Consider the following 18,362-nt stretch of genomic DNA (forward strand, 5'->3'; position numbering starts at 1 on the left):
TAAAGCCGGTTGTCCCCACCCGCATAGCGGGTGGTTTCTGATGCGGCGCGCTGCGCGCCCCGCACAGGCTAAAGCCTCTAACAAAAACCACCACAAAGGTCTCCTTTGTGGTGGTTGAGCATCAGAAGTGAATGTGTCGCTACTTGGACAGCTCGTCGGCGAGAACCTCGATCTGAGCGCGCGAGGCGTCGTTGAGCGAGCCCAGCACGGTCACCTTGTTCTGCGCCAGGGTAATGTCCTTCATGCCCTCGAGCTCCCTGGTCATAACCTTGGCAGCGGTGGGCGCCCAGGAGCCGGCCTCAACGAGCGCCACCGTACGGTTCTGATAGGCATGCTCGGCAAGTGTGTGGATAAAGGTGCTCATGGACGGGAAGATCTCGCCCTGATAGGTGATGGAGGCGAGCACCAGACGGTCGTAGCGGAACGCGTCCTCAACGGCCTCGGCCATGTCGTCGCGAGCCAGGTCAAAGACGGAGACCTTCTGGCCGCGGGCCTCGAGCGCAGATGCGAGCTCCTCGACGGCAGCCTTCAGATGGCCATACACGCTCGCGTAGGCAATGGTGATGCCCTCGTCCTCGGGCTGATAGCTCGACCAGGTGTTATAGGTGTCGAGGTAGTAGCCCAGGTTCTCGGTCAGCACGGGGCCGTGGAGCGGGCAGATGATTTGGATGTCCAGGTCGGCGGCCTTCTTGAGCACGGCCTGCACGAACTTGCCGAACTTACCGACGATGCCAAAGTAGTAGCGGCGAGCCTCGCAAGCCCACCCCTCGGGATCCTCGATGTCGTTGGCGCCAAACTTGCCAAAGCCGTCGGCACTAAAGAGCACCTTGTCGGTGGACTCGTAGGAGAAGATCACCTCGGGCCAGTGAACGTTGGGGGCGCCGATAAAGGTCAGGCTGTGGCCGCCCAGGTCGAGCACGTCGCCCTCTTTGACGACCATCTTGCGCTCGGGGTAGTCGGTGCCAAAGTAGTTGACCATCATGCGGAAGGCGCCCATGCTGGCCACAATCTGTGCCTGGGGATAGCGCTCCATAAAGGCGGCGATACCGGCGGAGTGATCGGGCTCCATGTGATGGACAACCAGGTAGTCGGGCGTACGGCCATCGAGCACGGCCTCGAGGTTGCCGAGCCACTCGTCAACAAAACCGCCGTCGACTGAATCGGCGACAGCGATCTTTTCGCCCAAGATAACGTAGCTGTTGTATGCCATACCGTTCTCGGACACGTCGTACTGGCCCTCGAACAGGTCAATGTCGTGATCGTCGACACCGATGTAGCGGATATCCTTGGTGATCTCCATCAGGCAAAGCCTCCTAGATAGACAAAAGAACCCGTCTATCATAACACTCGCCTTCATAGCCACGGCTATCCGTCAGCATCCTTACCGATTGTAATTGAGGCGGAATATACTGCCGTTGACCTGCACAAACTATGCGCGCAGTATCGCCGTGCTATGTCGAATAATGAGCTGGCCGGGAATACGGATGGCAACGGTTTTGCCCGCCGTACCCGCCTCGGGAACCGCATGCTCAAACACCTCGCGTCCGCGCTGATGTAGATCGAATCGCACGGTCGTGAGCTCGTTGTGTGCCACAAAATCATCGAGCGAATCGTCGACGCCCACCACGCTCACGTCCTCGGGCACGCGCAGGCCGCTATCACGCAGCGCGGCAATCGCGCCATTTGCCATCTGATCGTTTGCCGCATAGATCGCCGTCATGGTGTGATCGTGCTCGGCCAGATACCTGCCGGCTTCGTAACCGCTGTTGGCAGACCAGTCGCCCTCGAGCGGCTCTGCCGGCTCGATGTGTTTACGCTCGAGCGCATCCTGCCAACCGGCGCGACGAAATTGCTCGTCGACCGAGAACGACGGGCCGCCGATATAGCGAATCTGCTCGTGCCCCAGCTCAAACAGGTGATCCATAAGCAATAGCGAGCAGCCGTAATGGTCGGAATCGACCGTGGTCACCCGCGGGTGCGCGTACATGGTAACGATGACCGTGCCAATGCCCGGCAGTGGATCGAACGTCTCAAAATCGGGCGCCATGCGGCTCATGCCGATGATGATGCCGTCCACCGGCAATGCGGCCATACGACGCGTGGCCTCGGCAAGCGAAAACTCCTCGGTCTTGGACATCTCGACCAACGTGATGGCGCAATTATGCTCGCGAGCAGCGCTGGCGATGCCGTCGATCATTGAGAGGTTGCCAAACTTGGTGACATCGTTGACGCACAGGCCGACCGAATGGTAGCGACCGTCGCGCAGCGAGCGACCGGCATAACTCGGACGAAAGCCGAGCTCTTGCATAGCGGCCTGCACGCGCTGGCGCGTCTGCTCGTTAACGTTGGGCAAGCCGTTGGCGACGCGCGAAACCGTCTGCTGCGAAACGCCGGCAGCGCGGGCGACGTCGGCCATGGAGACCGGACGCGAACTGGTATCGTTGGACGGGCGCCTTGCCACAGGATCACCTTCACCCTTGCGAGATTTGAATAGCGTGAATGCCGGCCCGGGCAGAAATACATCCCGCGCCGAGGCCCGCTATCGTCGGACGCATGTTAACGTACTCTACTTTTTCTATCTGCATCTCTTCTGCTTTATAAGTCCATACGGCAGTACCGTTCACGGCTGAATTTCTACCGATTACCAGATTCTCAAAAAGTGACAAGCGATGTGTTATGAGTACGTTAACATAGCCCGTAGCGTGCGGTATCGTGAATACTTGGTTCATGCCGCTTCAAGTTGTTAACGTACTCATAACGACGCAAAACCCACCCGGGCGCGCCAAGGAAAGGACTCCCATGACCACCCCCGACGAAAAGACATTCGCCACGCTCACCAAGCTGTTCGAGGAGGAGTTTGGCCCCATCGGCGACCGCCAGGTGCTCTACGTGCACGCGCCCGGCCGTTCCGAGATCAGCGGCAACCACACCGACCACGAGGGTGGCCACGTTATCGCCGGCTCGCTCGATGTCGCCGTCGACGGCATCGCCGTGGCAACCGATTCCAACAAGGTTCGCGTAGCCGACGAGGGCTATCCCACGTTTGAAATCGCGCTCGACACGCTAGACGTTCAAGAGTCCGAGAAGGGCACGTCCGCAAGCCTCGTCCGCGGCATGGCCCACGAGATTGCAGCCCTTGGCGTTGAGCCCCACGGCTTCGACTTTGCCTTTACCTGCTCCGTCCCCTCGGGCGGCGGTCTTTCCAGCTCTGCCGCCGTCGAGGCCGCGTACGGTCGCGCCATGGAAACCCTCTGGGGCGCACCCGCCATCGAGCCCGTCGCGCTCGCGCAGATGAGCCAGCGCACCGAGAACAACTATTACGGCAAGCCCTGCGGTCTGATGGACCAGGCCGCCGTGTGCCTGGGCGGCCTTGCCTACATGGACTTTGAGGACCAGGCTCAGCCTAAAACCCAGAAGCTCGAGCTCAACTTTGAGGATCACGGCTATGCGCTCGTGCTCGTTAAGGTCGGTGCCGACCACGTGGCCGCCACCGACGACTACGCCGCCGTTCCGCGCGAGATGCAGGACGTTGCCGCCGAGTTTGGCAAGGCACGCCTGTGCGAGGTCGACGTTGCCGATTTTGACGCCAAGCTCCCCGAGCTGCGCGCCAAGCTGGGCGACCGCGCCTGCCTGCGCGCCGTTCACTACTGGTACGAGAACGGCCTGGTCGACAAGCGCTGGGCTGCTCTGAACGCCGGCGACATCGATCAGTTCCTGGTCCTGACGCGCGAGTCCGGCGCCAGCTCTGCCATGTACCTACAGAATGTCGTTGCCAAGCTGGGCTCCGAGCAGCCCTCGATGTATGCCCTGGCACTGGCCGAGCACGTGCTCGACGGCCGTGGCGCCGTCCGTATCCACGGTGGCGGCTTTGGTGGCACCATCCAGGCCTTCGTGCCGCTCGACCTGGTCGACACCTTTATCACCAAGATGAACGGCTGGCTGGGCGAGGGCTCTGCCCGCCACTACGCAATTTCTGACAAGGGGGCTTACGCGGCATGGCTGTAATGACTGACGTGCGCGAGGCCGCGCAGAACCTGATCGAGTACGCTATCCACCGATCGATGATCGGCCAGGACGATCGCATCTGGGCGTATAACACCATTCTCGAGTGCATCGGTGCTACGGGCCCGGCGCTCGACATGGCCTGGGCGCTCCAGGTCGAGAAACTCTCGCTCTTGCACCCCGACACCCTGCCCAACTTTGACCTTGAAGGCACGCTTGCCGCGCTTTCCGAGGCCGCCGTTGCCAACGGTGCTGCCGAGGATACGGCATCGGGCCGCGATCGCATCGCCATGCGCATCATGGGTGTGCTGATGCCGAGGCCTTCGGTTGTAAACGAGGAATTCAACGGCCGTATGGGCGTCAACGAGCCCCGCGCCGCGACCGACTGGTTCTACGGTCTGTGCTGCGACGCCGGCTACGTGCGTCGTGCCGCCATCGCGCGCAATATCAAATGGAGCACCCCCACCAACTGGGGCGACCTGGAGATCACAATCAACCTGTCAAAGCCCGAAAAGGATCCGCGCGACATTGCCGCGGCCGGCGCCGCAAAGAACACGGGCGAGAAGTATCCCGCCTGTCAGCTCTGCATTGAAAACGAGGGCTACCCCGGACGCTCCGCCGCAGCCGACGGTGGCGCTCACCCCGCCCGCCAGAATCTGCGCGTTATCCCCATTAAGCTCGACGGCGAGCGCTGGGGCTTCCAATACAGCCCGTACGCGTACTTTAACGAGCACTGCATTGCCATGAGCTCCGAGCATCGTCCGATGCACGTCGACCGCAAGGGGCTGACCTGCCTGCTCGACTTTGTCGACCTGTTCCCGCACTACTTTATTGGCTCCAACGCCGACCTGCCCATCGTGGGCGGCTCGATTCTGTCGCACGACCACTTCCAGGGCGGCGCGCACGAGTTCCCCATGATGCACGCCGCTGAGATCTCGCAGTTTAGCATGCCCGGCTTTGACCAGGTCAGCGGTACCGTGTTGCAGTGGCCGCTTTCGGTGCTGCGACTGCGCTCGCACGACCGCGCCCAGCTGCTCGACGCCACCGAGAAGATTATCCTCGCCTGGCGCGAGTGGACCGATGAGTCGGTGGGCGTCATCGCGCACACAGCCGACGGCGTGGCCCACAACACCGTGACGCCCGTCATTCGCCGCGTGGACTCCCGCGGCAACGCCGGCGGCGAGATTTACGAGGCCTACCTGGCGCTTCGCTGCAATATCACGACCGACGAGCACCCGCTAGGCGTTTTCCACCCACATGCCGAGTACCACCACATTAAGAAGGAGAACATCGGCCTGATCGAAGTCATGGGCCTGGCCATTTTGCCGCCGCGCCTGGTTCCCGAGCTTGGCGCTGTCCGTGAGCATCTGCTGGCAGCCAAGGTCGACGCCAGCTACGACCTTGCCGGTGCGCTCGAGGGCGATGATCTTTGCCGCAGCCACGCCGCATGGGCTGAGGACGTCTTTACCCGCCGCGCCGACGAGCTTACGGCCGACAACGCCATCGATATCCTGCACGAGGAGGTCGGCGTGGTGTTTGGCCACGTGCTCGACAACGCCGGCGTCTTTAAGTGGGACGAAGCCGGCCGCGCCGCCCAACAGCGCTTTATCGACTCGCTGTAGCACGCAGCTCAAACCGTCCCAATGATCCCTTGGGGACGGAGGAAAACGGATCATTTCCGCCCACACGACAACGGCGCCCGCCGGCAACATCGCCGACAGGCGCCGTTTTGATGCAAGGGTAGCTAATTTGCACTAAAACAAGGCGTGTCCCAAACTGCCGGCAGAAAAGGAACGTCCCCAGGTGCCGACCTAAACCCCCACATTATTCGATGGAAAAACGTGGTTGCCTCCCACATTATTCGATGGAAAAGCGTGGTTCACTCCCACATTTTTCGATGGAAAGACCAAAACAGTCTTATACTAACCATGATCGTTAGGAGGCAGCGTGCAGCGACAGCTAATGGACGAACTCATCGCTTGGAAATCTAGGGCAAACCGCAAGCCCCTCCTGCTTAAGGGGGCCCGCCAGACGGGAAAAACCTGGCTTCTCAACGAATTCGCAGGCCAGCAGTATCAAAACGTCATCCGTTTTGACTTTATGCTCGAACCGGGCGCACGTTCGCTGTTCGACGGAAGCCTTGACCCCAAACGCATCATCTCCCAGATAGAGCTCCTGCGCGGCCAGACCATAACGCCGACAGACACACTCATCATCTTCGACGAAATCCAAGAGGCACCGCGTGGCATCACCTCGCTCAAATACTTCAACGAGCTGGCGCCGGAATACCATATCGTGGCAGCCGGCTCCTATATGGGGCTCGCGCTCCGACGCGAAAACGAGTCGTTCCCCGTCGGCAAGATCGACCAGCTCACCATGCGCCCCATGGGGTTTGTCGAGTTCGTTCGTGCCGTCGATGGCGATCCGCTCGCAGATGCCATCCTTGCCGCAGACATGGACCTGCTGGCAAACGTTTCCGAAAAGCTCGAGCGCCTGCTCAAGGAATACCTCGTTGTCGGTGGCATGCCAGAAGTTGTCTCCGCTTTCGCCGCCTCCCACGATTTCATCGAGGCCCGCAGGCTCCAGCAGCAAATCATCGAAGCTTACGAATCCGATTTTGGCAAGCATGCGCCAGCCCGCATCGTCGAGCGCATGAGGCTGGTTTGGAAATCCCTTCCCGGCCAGCTCGCAAAGGAAAACAAGAAGTTCGTCTACGGCGCGCTTCGTCCCGGGGCGCGCGCACGCGATTTTGAGGAAAGCCTCCAGTGGCTCATGGACTATGGAATCGTTCATAAGGTACCACGTGTTTCCGCCCTAAGAGCACCGCTCACAAGCTACGAGGATCTCTCGGGCTTCAAGCTGTTCTGCATCGACACCGGCATCCTCGGAGCACTCTCCGGCCTCTCGCCGGCCATTGTTCTGAACGGGCCCGCTGTTTTTACTGAGTTCAAAGGCTCGCTGACAGAGCAATACGTCGCACAGGAGCTTTTGCTCCAAGGCAAAACTCCCGCGTATTGGTCATCCTCTTCCGGCAATGCAGAGACTGACTTTGCCATCGACCATGCGGGGATCGTGCTTCCGCTCGAGGTCAAGGCGGCAGAGAATCTCAAAGCAAAGAGTCTGAGGATTGCCTGCGAGAAGTTCAAGCTCGAGCGCTGCGTGAGAACATCGTTAGCGGCATATAGAGACGAGGGCACGCTCGTCAACATTCCGCTCTGGGAGATTGGGCAAATCGACAAGCTGGCATAGGCGCTGTGGAGGGGGTGCCCCGTAAGGAGTGTCCCAAACTGCCGGCAGAAAAGGAACGTCCCTCTCCGCCGCATTCCCGAAGCAAGGTAACGCCGATGTTTTGGCAACGGCAGCGAGCGGGTCGCATTTGAGACAAGGTGACGTGAAACGAAAGGGCGCTGACCTTCTGGTCGCGCCCTTGAAGTTGAACGTCAGATTGCCCAAATGCGGCCCGCGCAGCGTCGGCCCGTTACGCGGTTTGGTAAAACCGCGTAACCTTAAAGTTCGGTCACCTCAACGCTGTTGTAGACCTCGTCCCAGCGATCCATGACCAGGTGGCCGGTCTTGGGATCCATGGCATTAAGCTTGCCGCAGGTATTGGCGGTCTTGAGCACCGTGACGTCGTCGGCGCCGGCAGCAATGGCATGCGCAAAGCCGGCGATGGTCGAGTCACCGGAACCCGTCGCGTTCACAGCCGCAATCGCGGGCGTCTTGGCGCGGAACGCGCGGCCCTCATGGAAGCCCACCGAACCGGCAGCGCCCATCGAAACGACAACCCAGGGGATACCGGCAAAACGGTCATCGGCGGCAAGCGCCTCGCGCAGGGCATCGACATCATCGGTCGTAAAGGACGTACCCAGCAGGCCGTTAATCTCGGTCAGGTTGGGCTTTACGAGCTCAGGCTTAGCGTCGGACTCCAGCGCGGCCTCCAGCGATGCGCCCGAGGTGTCGAGCAGCACCTTGGCGCCCGCCTCCTCGGCGATCTTGACGAGCTCGGCATAGTAGCCGGCATCGACGCCACGCGGCAGCGAGCCCGAAAGCGTCACGACGTCCGCCTTCGCTGCAAGCTCGGCAAACTTGGCCGTAAAGGCCTCGAGCTCGGCAGGCGCGATCTGCGGGCCGCTCTCCAGCAGCTCGGTCTGATTGCCCTCATGCAGGATATTCAGGCAGATGCGCGTCTCACCAGCAATAGGCACAAAGTCGTTCTTGACGCCGTCGGCATCCATAAGCTCGGCCATATAGGCACCCATGTGGCCGCCGAGTAGACCGGTCGCGAGCACATCGTCGCCCAACTGCAGCAGCACACGGCTCACGTTGAGGCCCTTGCCGCCAGCGGTCTTTTCGGGTGTCACACGGTTAACATCGTCGATGATCAGCTTGTCGAGCTGATAGCGCGTATCAATCGACGGGTTCATGGTAACGGTCAGAATCATGTTGAACTCCTGTTCCGGGGCGGCATAACCCGCCCCAAACATACGATAGCTCGTTAAAGGATCTCGATCTCAAAGCCGCGGGTGACGGTCTCTCCCGGCTTGGCCACCAGGCAGCCGCGCTTGTGCTCCAGAATATCGTCCTCGTCGGAGCAGGTGGACAGGCCGCCCCACGGTTCCACGGCCACAAAGTCGCCCTCGGGCTTGCTCCACACAATCAGGTATGGCATATCGGGGAACGTCAGGCGCACGCCCTTGTCCTCGGTTTTCTTGGTCAGCGTAACCACGCGGCTCTCAAGCACGTCAAAGATGGTCTCCGCGAAGTCGAAGAGTTCGTGGGTAAGCGGCAAGTCGTGGCCGACCATCGGGTTCTTGCTGCGATGCTCAACATCAATCAGGCCCGTCGAGGGAACGGCGGTGCAGAGCTCCGCCGCCTCACGCTGCTCAAATCGAAGCTCGTAATCGTCGTAGGACTCGCCCTCGTCGAGCGGGCACTTAAAGCCGGGGTGGCCGCCCACAAAGAACGGCATGTCCTCGGTCCCCTCGTTAGTCACCTCGTACGAAACGGTCACTTTTGCCGCATCGATTGCGTAGCGCGCAACGATCTTAAACGGATACGGGTATTGCTCGAGCAGCTCGGCGTGGTCGGCAGAGCTTAGACTCAGCGCAACCATGCTGTCGCCCTGTTCCTCAAGCTTCCACTCCTGCTTGCGAGCAAAGCCATGACGGGCAAGCTTGACCTCACGGCCGCCCATGGTCATCGCGCGACCGTCACGAAGACCGCCGCAGATCGGGAAGCAAATGGGCGCCTGACCCGACCAGACCGACGGATCGCCCTGCCACAGGTACTCACGACCATTTGCCGTAATAGAGGTAAATGAGCCACCCGCCGTGCTTAGCGCTATGCGGATAGAACCGTTATCAAGAACAAACTCCATAGGAGCCTTCCCTTTCTTACGCCAGCCCGCCGAGTCAATGGGCTGATAGAAAACCGGCCCGCGCCCCTCACAGAAACGCGAGCCGTCAACGGACTAGTTAATTACGCCGGATACCCGCTAATCATGGTATTCGCCGCGGTCCCACTTCTCGAGGAACTCGTCAAAGAAGTGCGGGTCGGCCTGAGCCTCGGCGTCAGCCTTGTTGCAGGCATCGATCTTGGCAATCAGGGCATCGTGCTCGGGAGTCTTCTCGTAGGGCTCCTCCAGGAAGGCAAGCATGATGTCGGCCATCAGGAACTCGCCGGTGATCTTGCCGCCAAAGCCCACGATGTTGGCGTTGAGCTCGCGACGGGCATACAGGGCAGAGGTCATGTCGCGGACCAGAGCGCAGCGAGCGCCGGGAACCTTGTTGACGGCGTTGGTGATGCCGATGCCGGTGCCGCACAGTGCCACGCCAAAGTCGGCCTTGCCGCTGGCAACAGCCTCACCCACGGCCTTACCGTAGATGGGATAGTGCGTACGGGTGTGGCTGTAGGTGCCGCAGTCGAGCACCTGGTAGCCAGCCTGCTCCAGGCGGTCGGCCAGATAGATCTTCTCGTCCGTAACGATATGGTCGCAACCGATTGCGATGGTCTTCTTCATCAGAACGTCCTTTCGTCTGAATTCACAAGTTGAGGTAGAAGTTCGAGTTCTCGGTGGCTCTCGTTAGGCCATCTTGTTGAGCATGTCGACACGGATCTGGTGACGGCCGCCGGCGTACTGTGCACGCAGGAACTCGCGGGCGATCTTCTTGGCGACCTCGGTGCCCACAACGCCCGGGCCCATGGTGACCATGCGCGAGCCGTTGTGCTCGCGGGTCATGTAAGCGGAACGCTCGTCGGAAATGTTGGCGACGACCATGCCCTTGATCTTGACGGCGGCCATATAGGAGCCGACGCCGTACTTATCGAATGCAAAGCCCTGGGAATCCTTGTGCTCCAGCAGGTCCTTGGCAACGGCGGTCGCGGAATCGACAAAGTCCGCGGCAGGGGTCTCGGAATAGTCGACGACCTCGTGACCGTCGGCGATGAGCATCTCCTTGATGGACTCCTTCATCGACATACCGTCGGCATCGGAAGCGATTACAACCCTCATGACATCCTCCTTGAGAGATACGCAGGTGCGTAGTTTCTGTTTGGAAGTGTTGAATCGCGTTCAGGTCCGGGCATCTGAATGTGCGGTTCTTCACTGTTCATGTTTATTTGAACACATTCGAACAGTAACTGCAACTACTATTTGTTTGTCTTTGTTCTTTTTTGAACAAATACCGTTCGCGGATGATTGCTGACCGTTTGGGCGTAGCAGACATCGAGTCGCCATGGACCAAGCACACAAAAGGCGGCCGAGATGCGTCTCGACCGCCTATTCAGCTGACTTATATATGCGCCACGAGAGCTCTGCGGCTACTCGGACTGTCCGCTCTTCTTGGCATGCTTGGACGAAGCGCTCAGAAAACGGCCCGTCAGGTAGTTCGCGGGACCGGAGATATCAATCCCTAGCAGGGTATGGCCCAGCCACAGAAACGCCACGAGCACCAGCAGCGGGATGACGCACGAGGTCACGATCATTACGATGACGCCTTCGATCAGGTCGGTCACCTGCTGCACGATCTCGTCGGTCATCTGCTTGGCGCCGCTGGTCACCGTCGTGACAAGACCCGAGGCACCGTCGGCAAGCTGCTCAAGCACATTCTTGGACTCCGTGGCCTTGGACTTTTTCTTGCTTGTTTTGGAGCTGGCATCGGTCGATTTCTCCGCAGCGTCCTCCGCCTTTTGCTCGGCCTGCTCAATGCTCACGCGATATGTCTCGTCGACCTTTTGCGAAACCCACACGCTCGCAGGCACCAACGCCATGCCGATCATGGCAACCACCAGCACGCGTGTTGCCACGCGGCGAAGGACGGCGCTGGTGCTCCAGCGTCCGTGAATGCCAAGCGACACCGCGAAGAGTACGAGCGAGAACGGGATCAGGATGCCCAGCCCGACCGACCATAATATAGTGAGCAGGTATTTCTCAAGGTACAGCACGGCAAGCACGATGCCCAAGTTACCCGAAAGCTGCGCGAGCTGCTCGGCAACCGGCGTTCCCGTATCACCCGGCAGCGCGGTAATGCCCGCAGACAGCGCCACGCACGAGGTCGTGAGCGCCAAAACATTGCCCTTCTTTTGGTCGACTACCTCGATGGTGGAGTCCCAAGTTTTGGTATCGGCAAAATGCGGACGAGCCACAAAGCCCGACAGCAGCGCCAGCACCACGAGCGCGACGATAAAGCCAATCTGCAGCTTTTTGTTTGCGCACACGACATCGCTCACGCTGGGTTGCAGCTCAACCACTGTCGTTTGCTCGGTAACCTGAACCGAGCGCCCGTGAGCCATCTCGTGCGCGTCCTTCTTTTGAATCGATCCATTGTCCGGCATTTGGATACCTCCTCATTCCGGCGTGTAATGCAGGGGAAGTATACCCACCGAGCGAAAAACCGAACGGCAGAGCCGGCGTTCGACCCAAGAGTGTCCCCGACGACTAGTCATTTAAGAACGTCCCCAATGACTAGGTAAAAAGCCCCGCCGTAGGTTGCGGCAGGGCTTTTGGAAGGGGACTTGGTTGTGAGAGTTCGTTAGGCGAGCTTGGCCTCGAGCTCGGCAATGCGCTTGTAGGCATCGATGGTAAAGCGGGTCTGCTTCTCCAGGATCATGGTGGTCATGAGGGTGTCCTGAGCGTGAGCCATGATGAAGGTCATCTCCATCTCGCCGCCGCCGGCCTCCTGCGAAAGCAGCTTGGTCTGCGTGTCGTGAGCACCGATGAGCGCGTCGCTGGCATCCTTGTGCAGCTGCTCGGCCTTCTCAAAGTCACCCTCGCGGGCAGCATCGAGTGCTGCGAGCAGGTCGGTCTGGGCGTCACCCGCGTATGCGACGATCTCGAATCCAACCATCGAGATTTCTTCTTTGGTTGCCATATTGCGTTCCTTTCACATATGAACCAATGGAGAGCATCGCGTCCGGGCATACGCGCTGCGTTGTGTATGTCAGAAACATTAACATTCAAACAAAAAAGAACAATCCAAAACGCAATATCGGACTATGAACGGTCGATTTTCGCCCGTGAACGGTTTTTAAACCATTTCGAACAATATCAAACACAAAGAAGCGCGACCCGAACAGGCCCGCACCCTAGCGCAAGCTGCGTACCGTATCACCCTCGATGAGCACGCCGGGGATCAGCATGTGCTCCACGCTAGGTGCGACGCCCTCGGCGCCGGCAATCTTGTCGACCGCCCACATGCCAACGCGCTTGTTATCAAAGCGCACCGTAGTCAGGCGACGATCGGGCACGATATCGCCCAGGCTATCGTCAACACCCACCACGCTCACGTCCTGTGGCACGCGCTTCCCGCGCGACTCGAGCCCGCGAATGCAGCCATATGCCATGGCGTCGTTGGAGGCATAAATGGCCGTGCAGGTCGGATCGTCCGCCAGAGCCTGCCCGGCGGCGTATCCGCTCTGCGCCGTCCAATCGCCACGGATGAGCCGCGGCGGCTCAATGTCATGCGCACGCAGGGTCTCGCGCCAGCCCTCCTCGCGTTGCATGCCCGAAAGCGAGCGCTCGGGGCACGAGATAAAGTGTACCGTCTTGTGCCCCTGCCCCAGCAGGTACTCAACCACCTGGCGCGAGCAATCGAACTGATCGTTATCGACCGTCGAGCACAGCGGATGCTCCAGCATGGTAACGAGCACCGTCTGCATGCCGGGCAGCGGCTCAAAGGTGCCAAAGTCTGCCGGCATACGGTTCATGATCACAACCATACCGTCCACCGGCAGCGCACTCATGCGCGACGACGCACTCTCGAGAGTGTAGGGGTGCCCATCTACTTTAGTAAGGGTGATGGCATAGCCGTGTTTGTCGGCGGCGGCAGCAAAGCCCTCCATGCGGTCGAGGTTTCCGGTGCCGGTGATGTTGAACATGGCCACGCCGACGGTCTTGAACTTGCCGCGGCGCAGCGACCGGCCGGCAAAATTGGGACGGTAGCCCAGCTCGCGCATGGCAGCACGCACGCGCTCCTTGGTCTCGGGGCGCACGCTGGGCGAATCGTGCACGGTGCGCGAGACCGTCTGCTCCGAGACGCCCGCAAGACGCGCCACGTCCTTAACGGATACCGATTTTTTTACAGCGGCCATAGGTCGATCTTTCTATGTCAACGATGCCATTGCAGACATCCCAACAGACAAAATGAACGTCTCCAAGTATATCCAACGCCTCCCCCGCCATACGCTCACCACCCAAAACCTACCGTTCACCGACAATTCCACGTCCCCGAACGGCTTTTGTCGCCCAAATGTTAACGTTGCCATTGTGCAAACACAGAGCCACCGGGCGGGTCAGACGTTTACGCGCAAGGAATCGACGGTCCACAGGCACAGGGGCCACCGGTTCGCGTCTTTTTTTGTGTCGCAAAATGGCAACGTCAACATTTTGGCAAACAAGGTCCAAAAGTTACCATCGTTGCTAACCCACCGACTCTTAGGAGCTTTGCATGGAGCAACTCATCGCCACCATCGAAAAGGGCCAGCCCCTTTTCAACGCGATCGCCCGCAACAAGTACCTCAAGGCGATCCGCGACGGCTTTATCTCCGTCATCCCCATCATCATCTTCTCGTCCATCTTCTGCCTGGTGGCCTCGGTCCCCAACATCTGGGGTTTCTACTGGCCCGACGACATCAATAACGCCCTGTGGAAGTGCTACAACTACTCCATGGGCATCCTGGCCATCGCCTGTGCCGCCACCACCGCCAAGCACTTCGCCGACGCTCAGAACCGTGATCTGCCCAAGAACAACCAGATCAACTTTATCTCCTGCATGTGCGCGGCCATCATCGGCTTCCTGCTCCTTTCGAGCGACACCATCGCCACGGACGCCGCCAGCGGCTTCAACACCACCTACCTTGGTTCCAAGGGCCTGCTGACCGCCTTCATCGCTGCGTTTGTAACGGGCATCATCTACAAGTTCTTTATCAAGCGCAACATTACCGTCAAGATGCCCGAGCAGGTTCCGCCCAACATCTCGCAGACCTTTAAGGACATCATCCCCTTCTCCGTCTGCATCACCGTCTTTTGGGTCTTTGACATCGTCTTCCGCGCTGCCTTTGGCTTCTGCTTTGCCCAGGGTGTCATCCAGGTATTCCAGCCCCTGTTCACCGCTGCCGACGGCTACATCGGCCTCGCTGTGATCTACGGCGCCATGAGCCTGTTCTGGTTCGTCGGTGTCCACGGCCCCTCGATCGTCGAGCCCGCCATCGCCGCCGCCCTCGTTGCCAACATGACCGACAACCTGGCTGCTTACCAGGCCGGCCAGCACGCCTCCGCTGTCCTGACGCAGGGCGCCCAGTACTTCGTCGTCTGCATGGGCGGCACCGGCGCCACGCTCGTCCTCGTCTTTATGTTCTGCTTCCTAGCCAAATCTCAGGAGATGCGAGCCGTTGGTAAGGCTGCAATCGTCCCGGTCTGCTTCGCCGTCAACGAGCCGCTGCTGTTCGCCGCGCCCATCGTGCTCAACCCCGTCTTCTTTGTCCCGTTTGTCTTTGCCCCGATCGCCAACGTCTGGATCCTCAAGGTCTTTATCGACTTCCTGGGCATGAACGGCTTTATGTACACCCTGCCTTGGACCGTCCCCGGCCCCATCGGTACCATCATGGGCCTGGGCTTCCAGCCGCTCGCCTTTGTGATGCTCGCCATCATCCTGGTCGTCGACTTCCTTCTGTACTATCCGTTCTTCCGTGCCTATGACGCCCAGAAGTGCGCCGAGGAGGCCGAGATCTCCCAGGAGGAGCTCGCCGCCAAGAACGCCGAGAAGGCCGCCAAGCTCAACGACGCCTTCCAGGGCAAGGCCGATGCCAAGAGCGTTGCCGCCGGCGCTGCTGCCGAGGCCGTGAAGAGCGACGCCGCCGCTGCAGCCCCCGCCGCCGAGGCCACGGCCACCAGCGACCTCAACGGCAAGCGCGTGCTCGTGCTCTGCCAGGGTGGCGGCACCTCGGGCCTGCTGGCCAACGCACTGGCCAAGGCCGCCAAGGAGCGCGGTATCGACCTGGAGACCGCTGCCGACGCCTATGGCAACCACGTGGACATGCTCCCCGACTTTGACCTGGTCGTCCTGGCCCCGCAGGCCGCGAGCTACCTGGCCGATCTGCAGAAGGATTGCGAGCGCGTGGGCAACAAGTGCGTCGCCTGCCGCGGTAAGCAGTACATCGAGCTCTCCCAGAACGGCGACAAGTCTCTCGCCTTCGTCTCCGAGCAGCTTTCGAAGTAAGTAACGCGTAAAGGCCAGCCGACCATCCACAGCCGGCTGGCCCTTCGATTTAGACGATTGGATCATCATGTCCGTTAACCCCGCCAGCGTCACCAACCCGCCCGCGCAGTTTCCCGAGGACTTTGTCTTTGGCGGCGCCACTGCTGCCTACCAGGTAGAGGGCGAGACCCGCACCCACGGTAAGGGCAAGGTTGCCTGGGACGACTTCCTGGAGGCCCAGGGCCGCTTCTCCCCCGATCCCGCTTCCGACTTCTACAACCAGTACCCTGTCGATCTGGAGCTGTGCGAGGAGTTCGGCATCAACGGCATCCGCCTCTCCATCGCCTGGAGCCGTATCTTCCCCAACGGCACCGGCGAGATCAACCCCGAGGGTGTCCAGTTCTACCACGATCTCTTCGCCGAGTGCCACAAGCACCACGTTGAGCCGTTCGTCACGCTGCACCACTTCGACACGCCGCTGACCCTCTTTGAGAAGGGCGACTTCCTCAACCGCGAGACCATCGACGCCTTTGTGGACTTTGCCACCTTCTGCTTTAAGGAGTACGCCGACCAGGTGACCTACTGGTTCACCTTTAACGAGATCTGGGCCGACGCCTCCAACACCTACATCGAGGGCACCTTCCCTGGTGGCGTCAAGGCACATCTGGCCGAGGCCTTCCAGTGCGAGCACAACATGATGCTCGCCCACGCCAAGGCAGTGCTCGCCTTCCACAACGGTGGCTTTAAGGGCAAGATCGGCGTCATCCAGTCGCTGGAGTTTAAGTATCCGCTCAACGAGAACGACCCCGCCGACATCAAGGCCGCCAACAACGAGCACGTGCTGCAGAACCAGTTCCTGCTCGACGCCACCTTCCGCGGCGATTACGCGCCCGACACGCTCGAGTGCGCCAACCGCCTGGCTGCCGTCTCGGGCGGTACCATCGAGATCCTGGACGAGGACCTCGAGATCATGCGCGAGGCTGCGCTCTACAACGACTACCTAGGCGTTAACAACTACCAGTGCCGCTTCCTCAAGGCCTACGATGGCGAGAACGACCTGCACCATAACGGTACGGGCGAGAAGGGCACCGGCCGCTGGCGCGTCAAGGGCATTGGCGAGCACGTGAACAAGCCCGGCATCCCCACCACCGACTGGGACTGGATCATCTACCCCGAGGGCCTGTTCGATCTGCTCGTCTACATTAAGCAGCGCTACCCCAACTACAAGCAAATCTTCATTACCGAGAACGGCATGGGCTACAAGGACCCCTACAAGGACGGCTTTGTGGACGACCAGCCGCGCATCGACTACATCGAGCAGCACCTGCGCTGGCTGCTCAAGGCCATGGAGGTTGGCGTCAACGTGGGAGGCTACTTCCTGTGGAGCCTGCAGGACCAGTTCTCCTGGACCAACGGCTACAACAAGCGCTACGGTTTCTTCTACGTAGACTTTGAAACCCAGAAGCGCACGCCCAAGGCAAGCGCATACTGGTATAAGCACGTAGCCGAGACCCGTCGTCTGGACTAGCGGCTCGCGGGGCTGCCCCGCTCACATAACCTGCTCCCCATTTCTCAGCCGGGGGCGGCACGTCACACGACGCGCCGCCCCCGGCTTTTTTGGTTTTGGGTGGGCTGATTTATGCCCGCAAGTCTCGCACGCTCGAGCGCTCGACCAACACGCCCGAGACGAGCGTACGGCTCCTGGAGCTCGGAGCCTCCAAACCTGCGACGACCTCGTTGAGTGCGCGGATGCCCAGCTCGCGGTGACGGAACTTCACCGACGTCAAAATCGAGTTGGGAATCGTCTTGTAGAGCTCGTCATCGAAGCCGATCACGGATACGTCGTCGGGCACGCTCAGCCCCTTGTCTCGCAGGGCCATCATCACGCCGTTTGCCATGCAGTCGTTAGCAGCGAGGACCGCCGTGCAATCGGGCTTATCGGCAAGCACAAGGCCTGCGGCATAGCCACTATCCGCATTCCAATCGCCCTGCAGCGGGTCGGGCGGCTCAATGCCACGCGCCTCGAGCGCCGCGCGCCAGCCTTTCATACGGCACTGGCTCGACAGCGATTCTTCTTTACCGGCAACGAAGTAGACGTTCTTGTGACCATGATCCAAGAAGTACTCGCACGCCATGCGCGCACCACCCTCTTGGTCGTCACTGACGGTGGAGCAGGTAGGATGCTCCATCGGTGTGATGATTACGGTCTTGAGGTCCTTTGGCGCCTCGAACGTTTCGAAGTCGTCGACCATCTGGCGCAAGTTGAAGATCATGCCATCGACAGGCAGCTGTGACATCCTGCGCGCCGCATCGGCAAGGGTCATCTTCTCCCCTGCCCGCTTCTTGATCATCGTGAGCGCAAACCCGCGCTCTTCGGCGGCATCGGCGATACCGTCGATCATGTCCACGGCACCGCCTGACAAGTGAAACAACACCACGCCAATGCACCCGTAACGGCCCAACTTGAGCGAGCGCGCGGCAAAGTTAGTTCGAAACCCAAGCGCTTCCATGGCCGCATGGACTTTATCGCGCGTCGATTCGCGCACGCTATCGGGCTCGTTGATCACACGAGACACCGTCTTGAGGGAGACACCTGCGGCAACCGCTACATCGTTCATTGAGACGTTTTTCTTGTCCATCGTTGCCACTGCTTCTCCCGTCGGTTTC

The 18,362-nt window shown here is 60.2% G+C and carries 15 protein-coding genes; 5 read left to right on the forward strand and 10 right to left on the reverse strand.

Going from position 1 to position 18,362, the window contains the following annotated elements; genetic code table 11:
- Positions 1–139 precede the first annotated feature (139 nt).
- Complete coding sequence (locus ABHT90_RS06180) at positions 140–1,300, reverse strand: FprA family A-type flavoprotein (RefSeq protein WP_346981953.1); 1,161 nt, start codon at positions 1,298–1,300, stop codon at positions 140–142.
- Positions 1,301–1,429: 129 nt separating this feature from the next.
- Entirely contained in the window at positions 1,430–2,416 is a 987-nt protein-coding gene (locus ABHT90_RS06185; protein WP_346981988.1) for a LacI family DNA-binding transcriptional regulator, read from the reverse strand.
- A 383-nt stretch (positions 2,417–2,799) separates the two neighbouring features.
- On the opposite strand from ABHT90_RS06185, the gene ABHT90_RS06190 reads away from it, so the two are divergent.
- The 3 genes from ABHT90_RS06190 to ABHT90_RS06200 all read left to right on the forward strand — a co-directional run bounded on the left by ABHT90_RS06190 (position 2,800) and on the right by ABHT90_RS06200 (position 7,251).
- Positions 2,800–4,005 carry a galactokinase gene (locus ABHT90_RS06190; protein WP_346981954.1) on the forward strand — a complete coding sequence of 402 codons (1,206 nt, stop codon included), beginning with the start codon at positions 2,800–2,802 and terminating at the stop codon, positions 4,003–4,005.
- Complete coding sequence (locus tag ABHT90_RS06195) at positions 3,996–5,624, forward strand: UDP-glucose--hexose-1-phosphate uridylyltransferase (protein WP_346981955.1); 1,629 nt, start codon at positions 3,996–3,998, stop codon at positions 5,622–5,624. Before ABHT90_RS06190 ends, ABHT90_RS06195 begins: the two co-directional genes overlap by 10 nt.
- A gap of 325 nt (positions 5,625–5,949) precedes the next feature.
- Entirely contained in the window at positions 5,950–7,251 is a 1,302-nt protein-coding gene (locus ABHT90_RS06200; RefSeq protein ID WP_271743471.1) for an ATP-binding protein, read from the forward strand.
- A 257-nt stretch (positions 7,252–7,508) separates the two neighbouring features.
- Here the strand turns inward: ABHT90_RS06200 and ABHT90_RS06205 are convergent, their stop codons facing one another.
- The 7 genes from ABHT90_RS06205 to ABHT90_RS06235 all read right to left on the reverse strand — a co-directional run bounded on the left by ABHT90_RS06205 (position 7,509) and on the right by ABHT90_RS06235 (position 13,590).
- Positions 7,509–8,444 (reverse strand): hexose kinase, encoded by a 936-nt coding sequence (locus ABHT90_RS06205; protein WP_195535118.1) that lies wholly within the window; start codon positions 8,442–8,444, stop codon positions 7,509–7,511.
- Positions 8,445–8,497: 53 nt separating this feature from the next.
- Positions 8,498–9,379 (reverse strand): aldose 1-epimerase family protein, encoded by an 882-nt coding sequence (locus ABHT90_RS06210; protein ID WP_346981956.1) that lies wholly within the window; start codon positions 9,377–9,379, stop codon positions 8,498–8,500.
- A gap of 117 nt (positions 9,380–9,496) precedes the next feature.
- Positions 9,497–10,021, reverse strand: coding sequence for a galactose-6-phosphate isomerase subunit LacB (gene lacB / locus ABHT90_RS06215; protein ID WP_346981957.1), 525 nt, complete (start codon positions 10,019–10,021; stop codon positions 9,497–9,499).
- A 63-nt stretch (positions 10,022–10,084) separates the two neighbouring features.
- Positions 10,085–10,513 (reverse strand): galactose-6-phosphate isomerase subunit LacA, encoded by a 429-nt coding sequence (gene lacA / locus ABHT90_RS06220; protein WP_006234830.1) that lies wholly within the window; start codon positions 10,511–10,513, stop codon positions 10,085–10,087.
- Between the two features lie 308 nt (positions 10,514–10,821).
- Complete coding sequence (locus tag ABHT90_RS06225; protein ID WP_346981958.1) at positions 10,822–11,835, reverse strand: hypothetical protein; 1,014 nt, start codon at positions 11,833–11,835, stop codon at positions 10,822–10,824.
- A 197-nt stretch (positions 11,836–12,032) separates the two neighbouring features.
- A complete protein-coding gene (locus ABHT90_RS06230; RefSeq protein WP_006234827.1) occupies positions 12,033–12,371 on the reverse strand; it encodes a PTS lactose/cellobiose transporter subunit IIA in 339 nt (112 codons plus the stop codon).
- Positions 12,372–12,585: 214 nt separating this feature from the next.
- Positions 12,586–13,590, reverse strand: a complete 1,005-nt coding sequence (locus ABHT90_RS06235; protein WP_346981959.1) for a LacI family DNA-binding transcriptional regulator — start codon at positions 13,588–13,590, stop codon at positions 12,586–12,588.
- A gap of 356 nt (positions 13,591–13,946) precedes the next feature.
- On the opposite strand from ABHT90_RS06235, the gene ABHT90_RS06240 reads away from it, so the two are divergent.
- Positions 13,947–15,716 carry a lactose/cellobiose PTS transporter subunit IIB gene (locus ABHT90_RS06240; RefSeq protein ID WP_346981960.1) on the forward strand — a complete coding sequence of 590 codons (1,770 nt, stop codon included), beginning with the start codon at positions 13,947–13,949 and terminating at the stop codon, positions 15,714–15,716.
- A 67-nt stretch (positions 15,717–15,783) separates the two neighbouring features.
- Positions 15,784–17,223 carry a 6-phospho-beta-galactosidase gene (lacG, locus tag ABHT90_RS06245; protein WP_346981961.1) on the forward strand — a complete coding sequence of 480 codons (1,440 nt, stop codon included), beginning with the start codon at positions 15,784–15,786 and terminating at the stop codon, positions 17,221–17,223.
- A 109-nt stretch (positions 17,224–17,332) separates the two neighbouring features.
- Here lacG and ABHT90_RS06250 read toward each other — a convergent pair whose 3' ends face one another.
- Complete coding sequence (locus tag ABHT90_RS06250) at positions 17,333–18,334, reverse strand: LacI family DNA-binding transcriptional regulator (protein WP_346981962.1); 1,002 nt, start codon at positions 18,332–18,334, stop codon at positions 17,333–17,335.
- Positions 18,335–18,362: the final 28 nt, after the last annotated feature.

This window comes from Collinsella aerofaciens (assembly GCF_039758815.1).
GTDB classification, from domain to species: Bacteria; Actinomycetota; Coriobacteriia; order Coriobacteriales; family Coriobacteriaceae; genus Collinsella; species Collinsella aerofaciens_BP.

Bases quoted from the DNA above. Each gene is read 5' to 3' on its own strand.
- ABHT90_RS06250 (WP_346981962.1), bottom strand. From the start codon at position 18,334: ATGGACAAGAAAAACGTCTCAATGAACGATGTAGCGGTTGCCGCAGGT.
- ABHT90_RS06195 (WP_346981955.1), top strand. From the start codon at position 3,996: ATGGCTGTAATGACTGACGTGCGCGAGGCCGCGCAGAACCTGATCGAG.
- lacA (WP_006234830.1), bottom strand. From the start codon at position 10,513: ATGAGGGTTGTAATCGCTTCCGATGCCGACGGTATGTCGATGAAGGAG.
- ABHT90_RS06235 (WP_346981959.1), bottom strand. From the start codon at position 13,590: ATGGCCGCTGTAAAAAAATCGGTATCCGTTAAGGACGTGGCGCGTCTT.
- ABHT90_RS06240 (WP_346981960.1), top strand. From the start codon at position 13,947: ATGGAGCAACTCATCGCCACCATCGAAAAGGGCCAGCCCCTTTTCAAC.
- ABHT90_RS06230 (WP_006234827.1), bottom strand. From the start codon at position 12,371: ATGGCAACCAAAGAAGAAATCTCGATGGTTGGATTCGAGATCGTCGCA.
- ABHT90_RS06190 (WP_346981954.1), top strand. From the start codon at position 2,800: ATGACCACCCCCGACGAAAAGACATTCGCCACGCTCACCAAGCTGTTC.
- ABHT90_RS06225 (WP_346981958.1), bottom strand. From the start codon at position 11,835: ATGCCGGACAATGGATCGATTCAAAAGAAGGACGCGCACGAGATGGCT.
- ABHT90_RS06185 (WP_346981988.1), bottom strand. From the start codon at position 2,416: ATGGCCGACGTCGCCCGCGCTGCCGGCGTTTCGCAGCAGACGGTTTCG.
- lacG (WP_346981961.1), top strand. From the start codon at position 15,784: ATGTCCGTTAACCCCGCCAGCGTCACCAACCCGCCCGCGCAGTTTCCC.
- ABHT90_RS06180 (WP_346981953.1), bottom strand. From the start codon at position 1,300: ATGGAGATCACCAAGGATATCCGCTACATCGGTGTCGACGATCACGAC.
- ABHT90_RS06205 (WP_195535118.1), bottom strand. From the start codon at position 8,444: ATGATTCTGACCGTTACCATGAACCCGTCGATTGATACGCGCTATCAG.
- ABHT90_RS06210 (WP_346981956.1), bottom strand. From the start codon at position 9,379: ATGGAGTTTGTTCTTGATAACGGTTCTATCCGCATAGCGCTAAGCACG.
- lacB (WP_346981957.1), bottom strand. From the start codon at position 10,021: ATGAAGAAGACCATCGCAATCGGTTGCGACCATATCGTTACGGACGAG.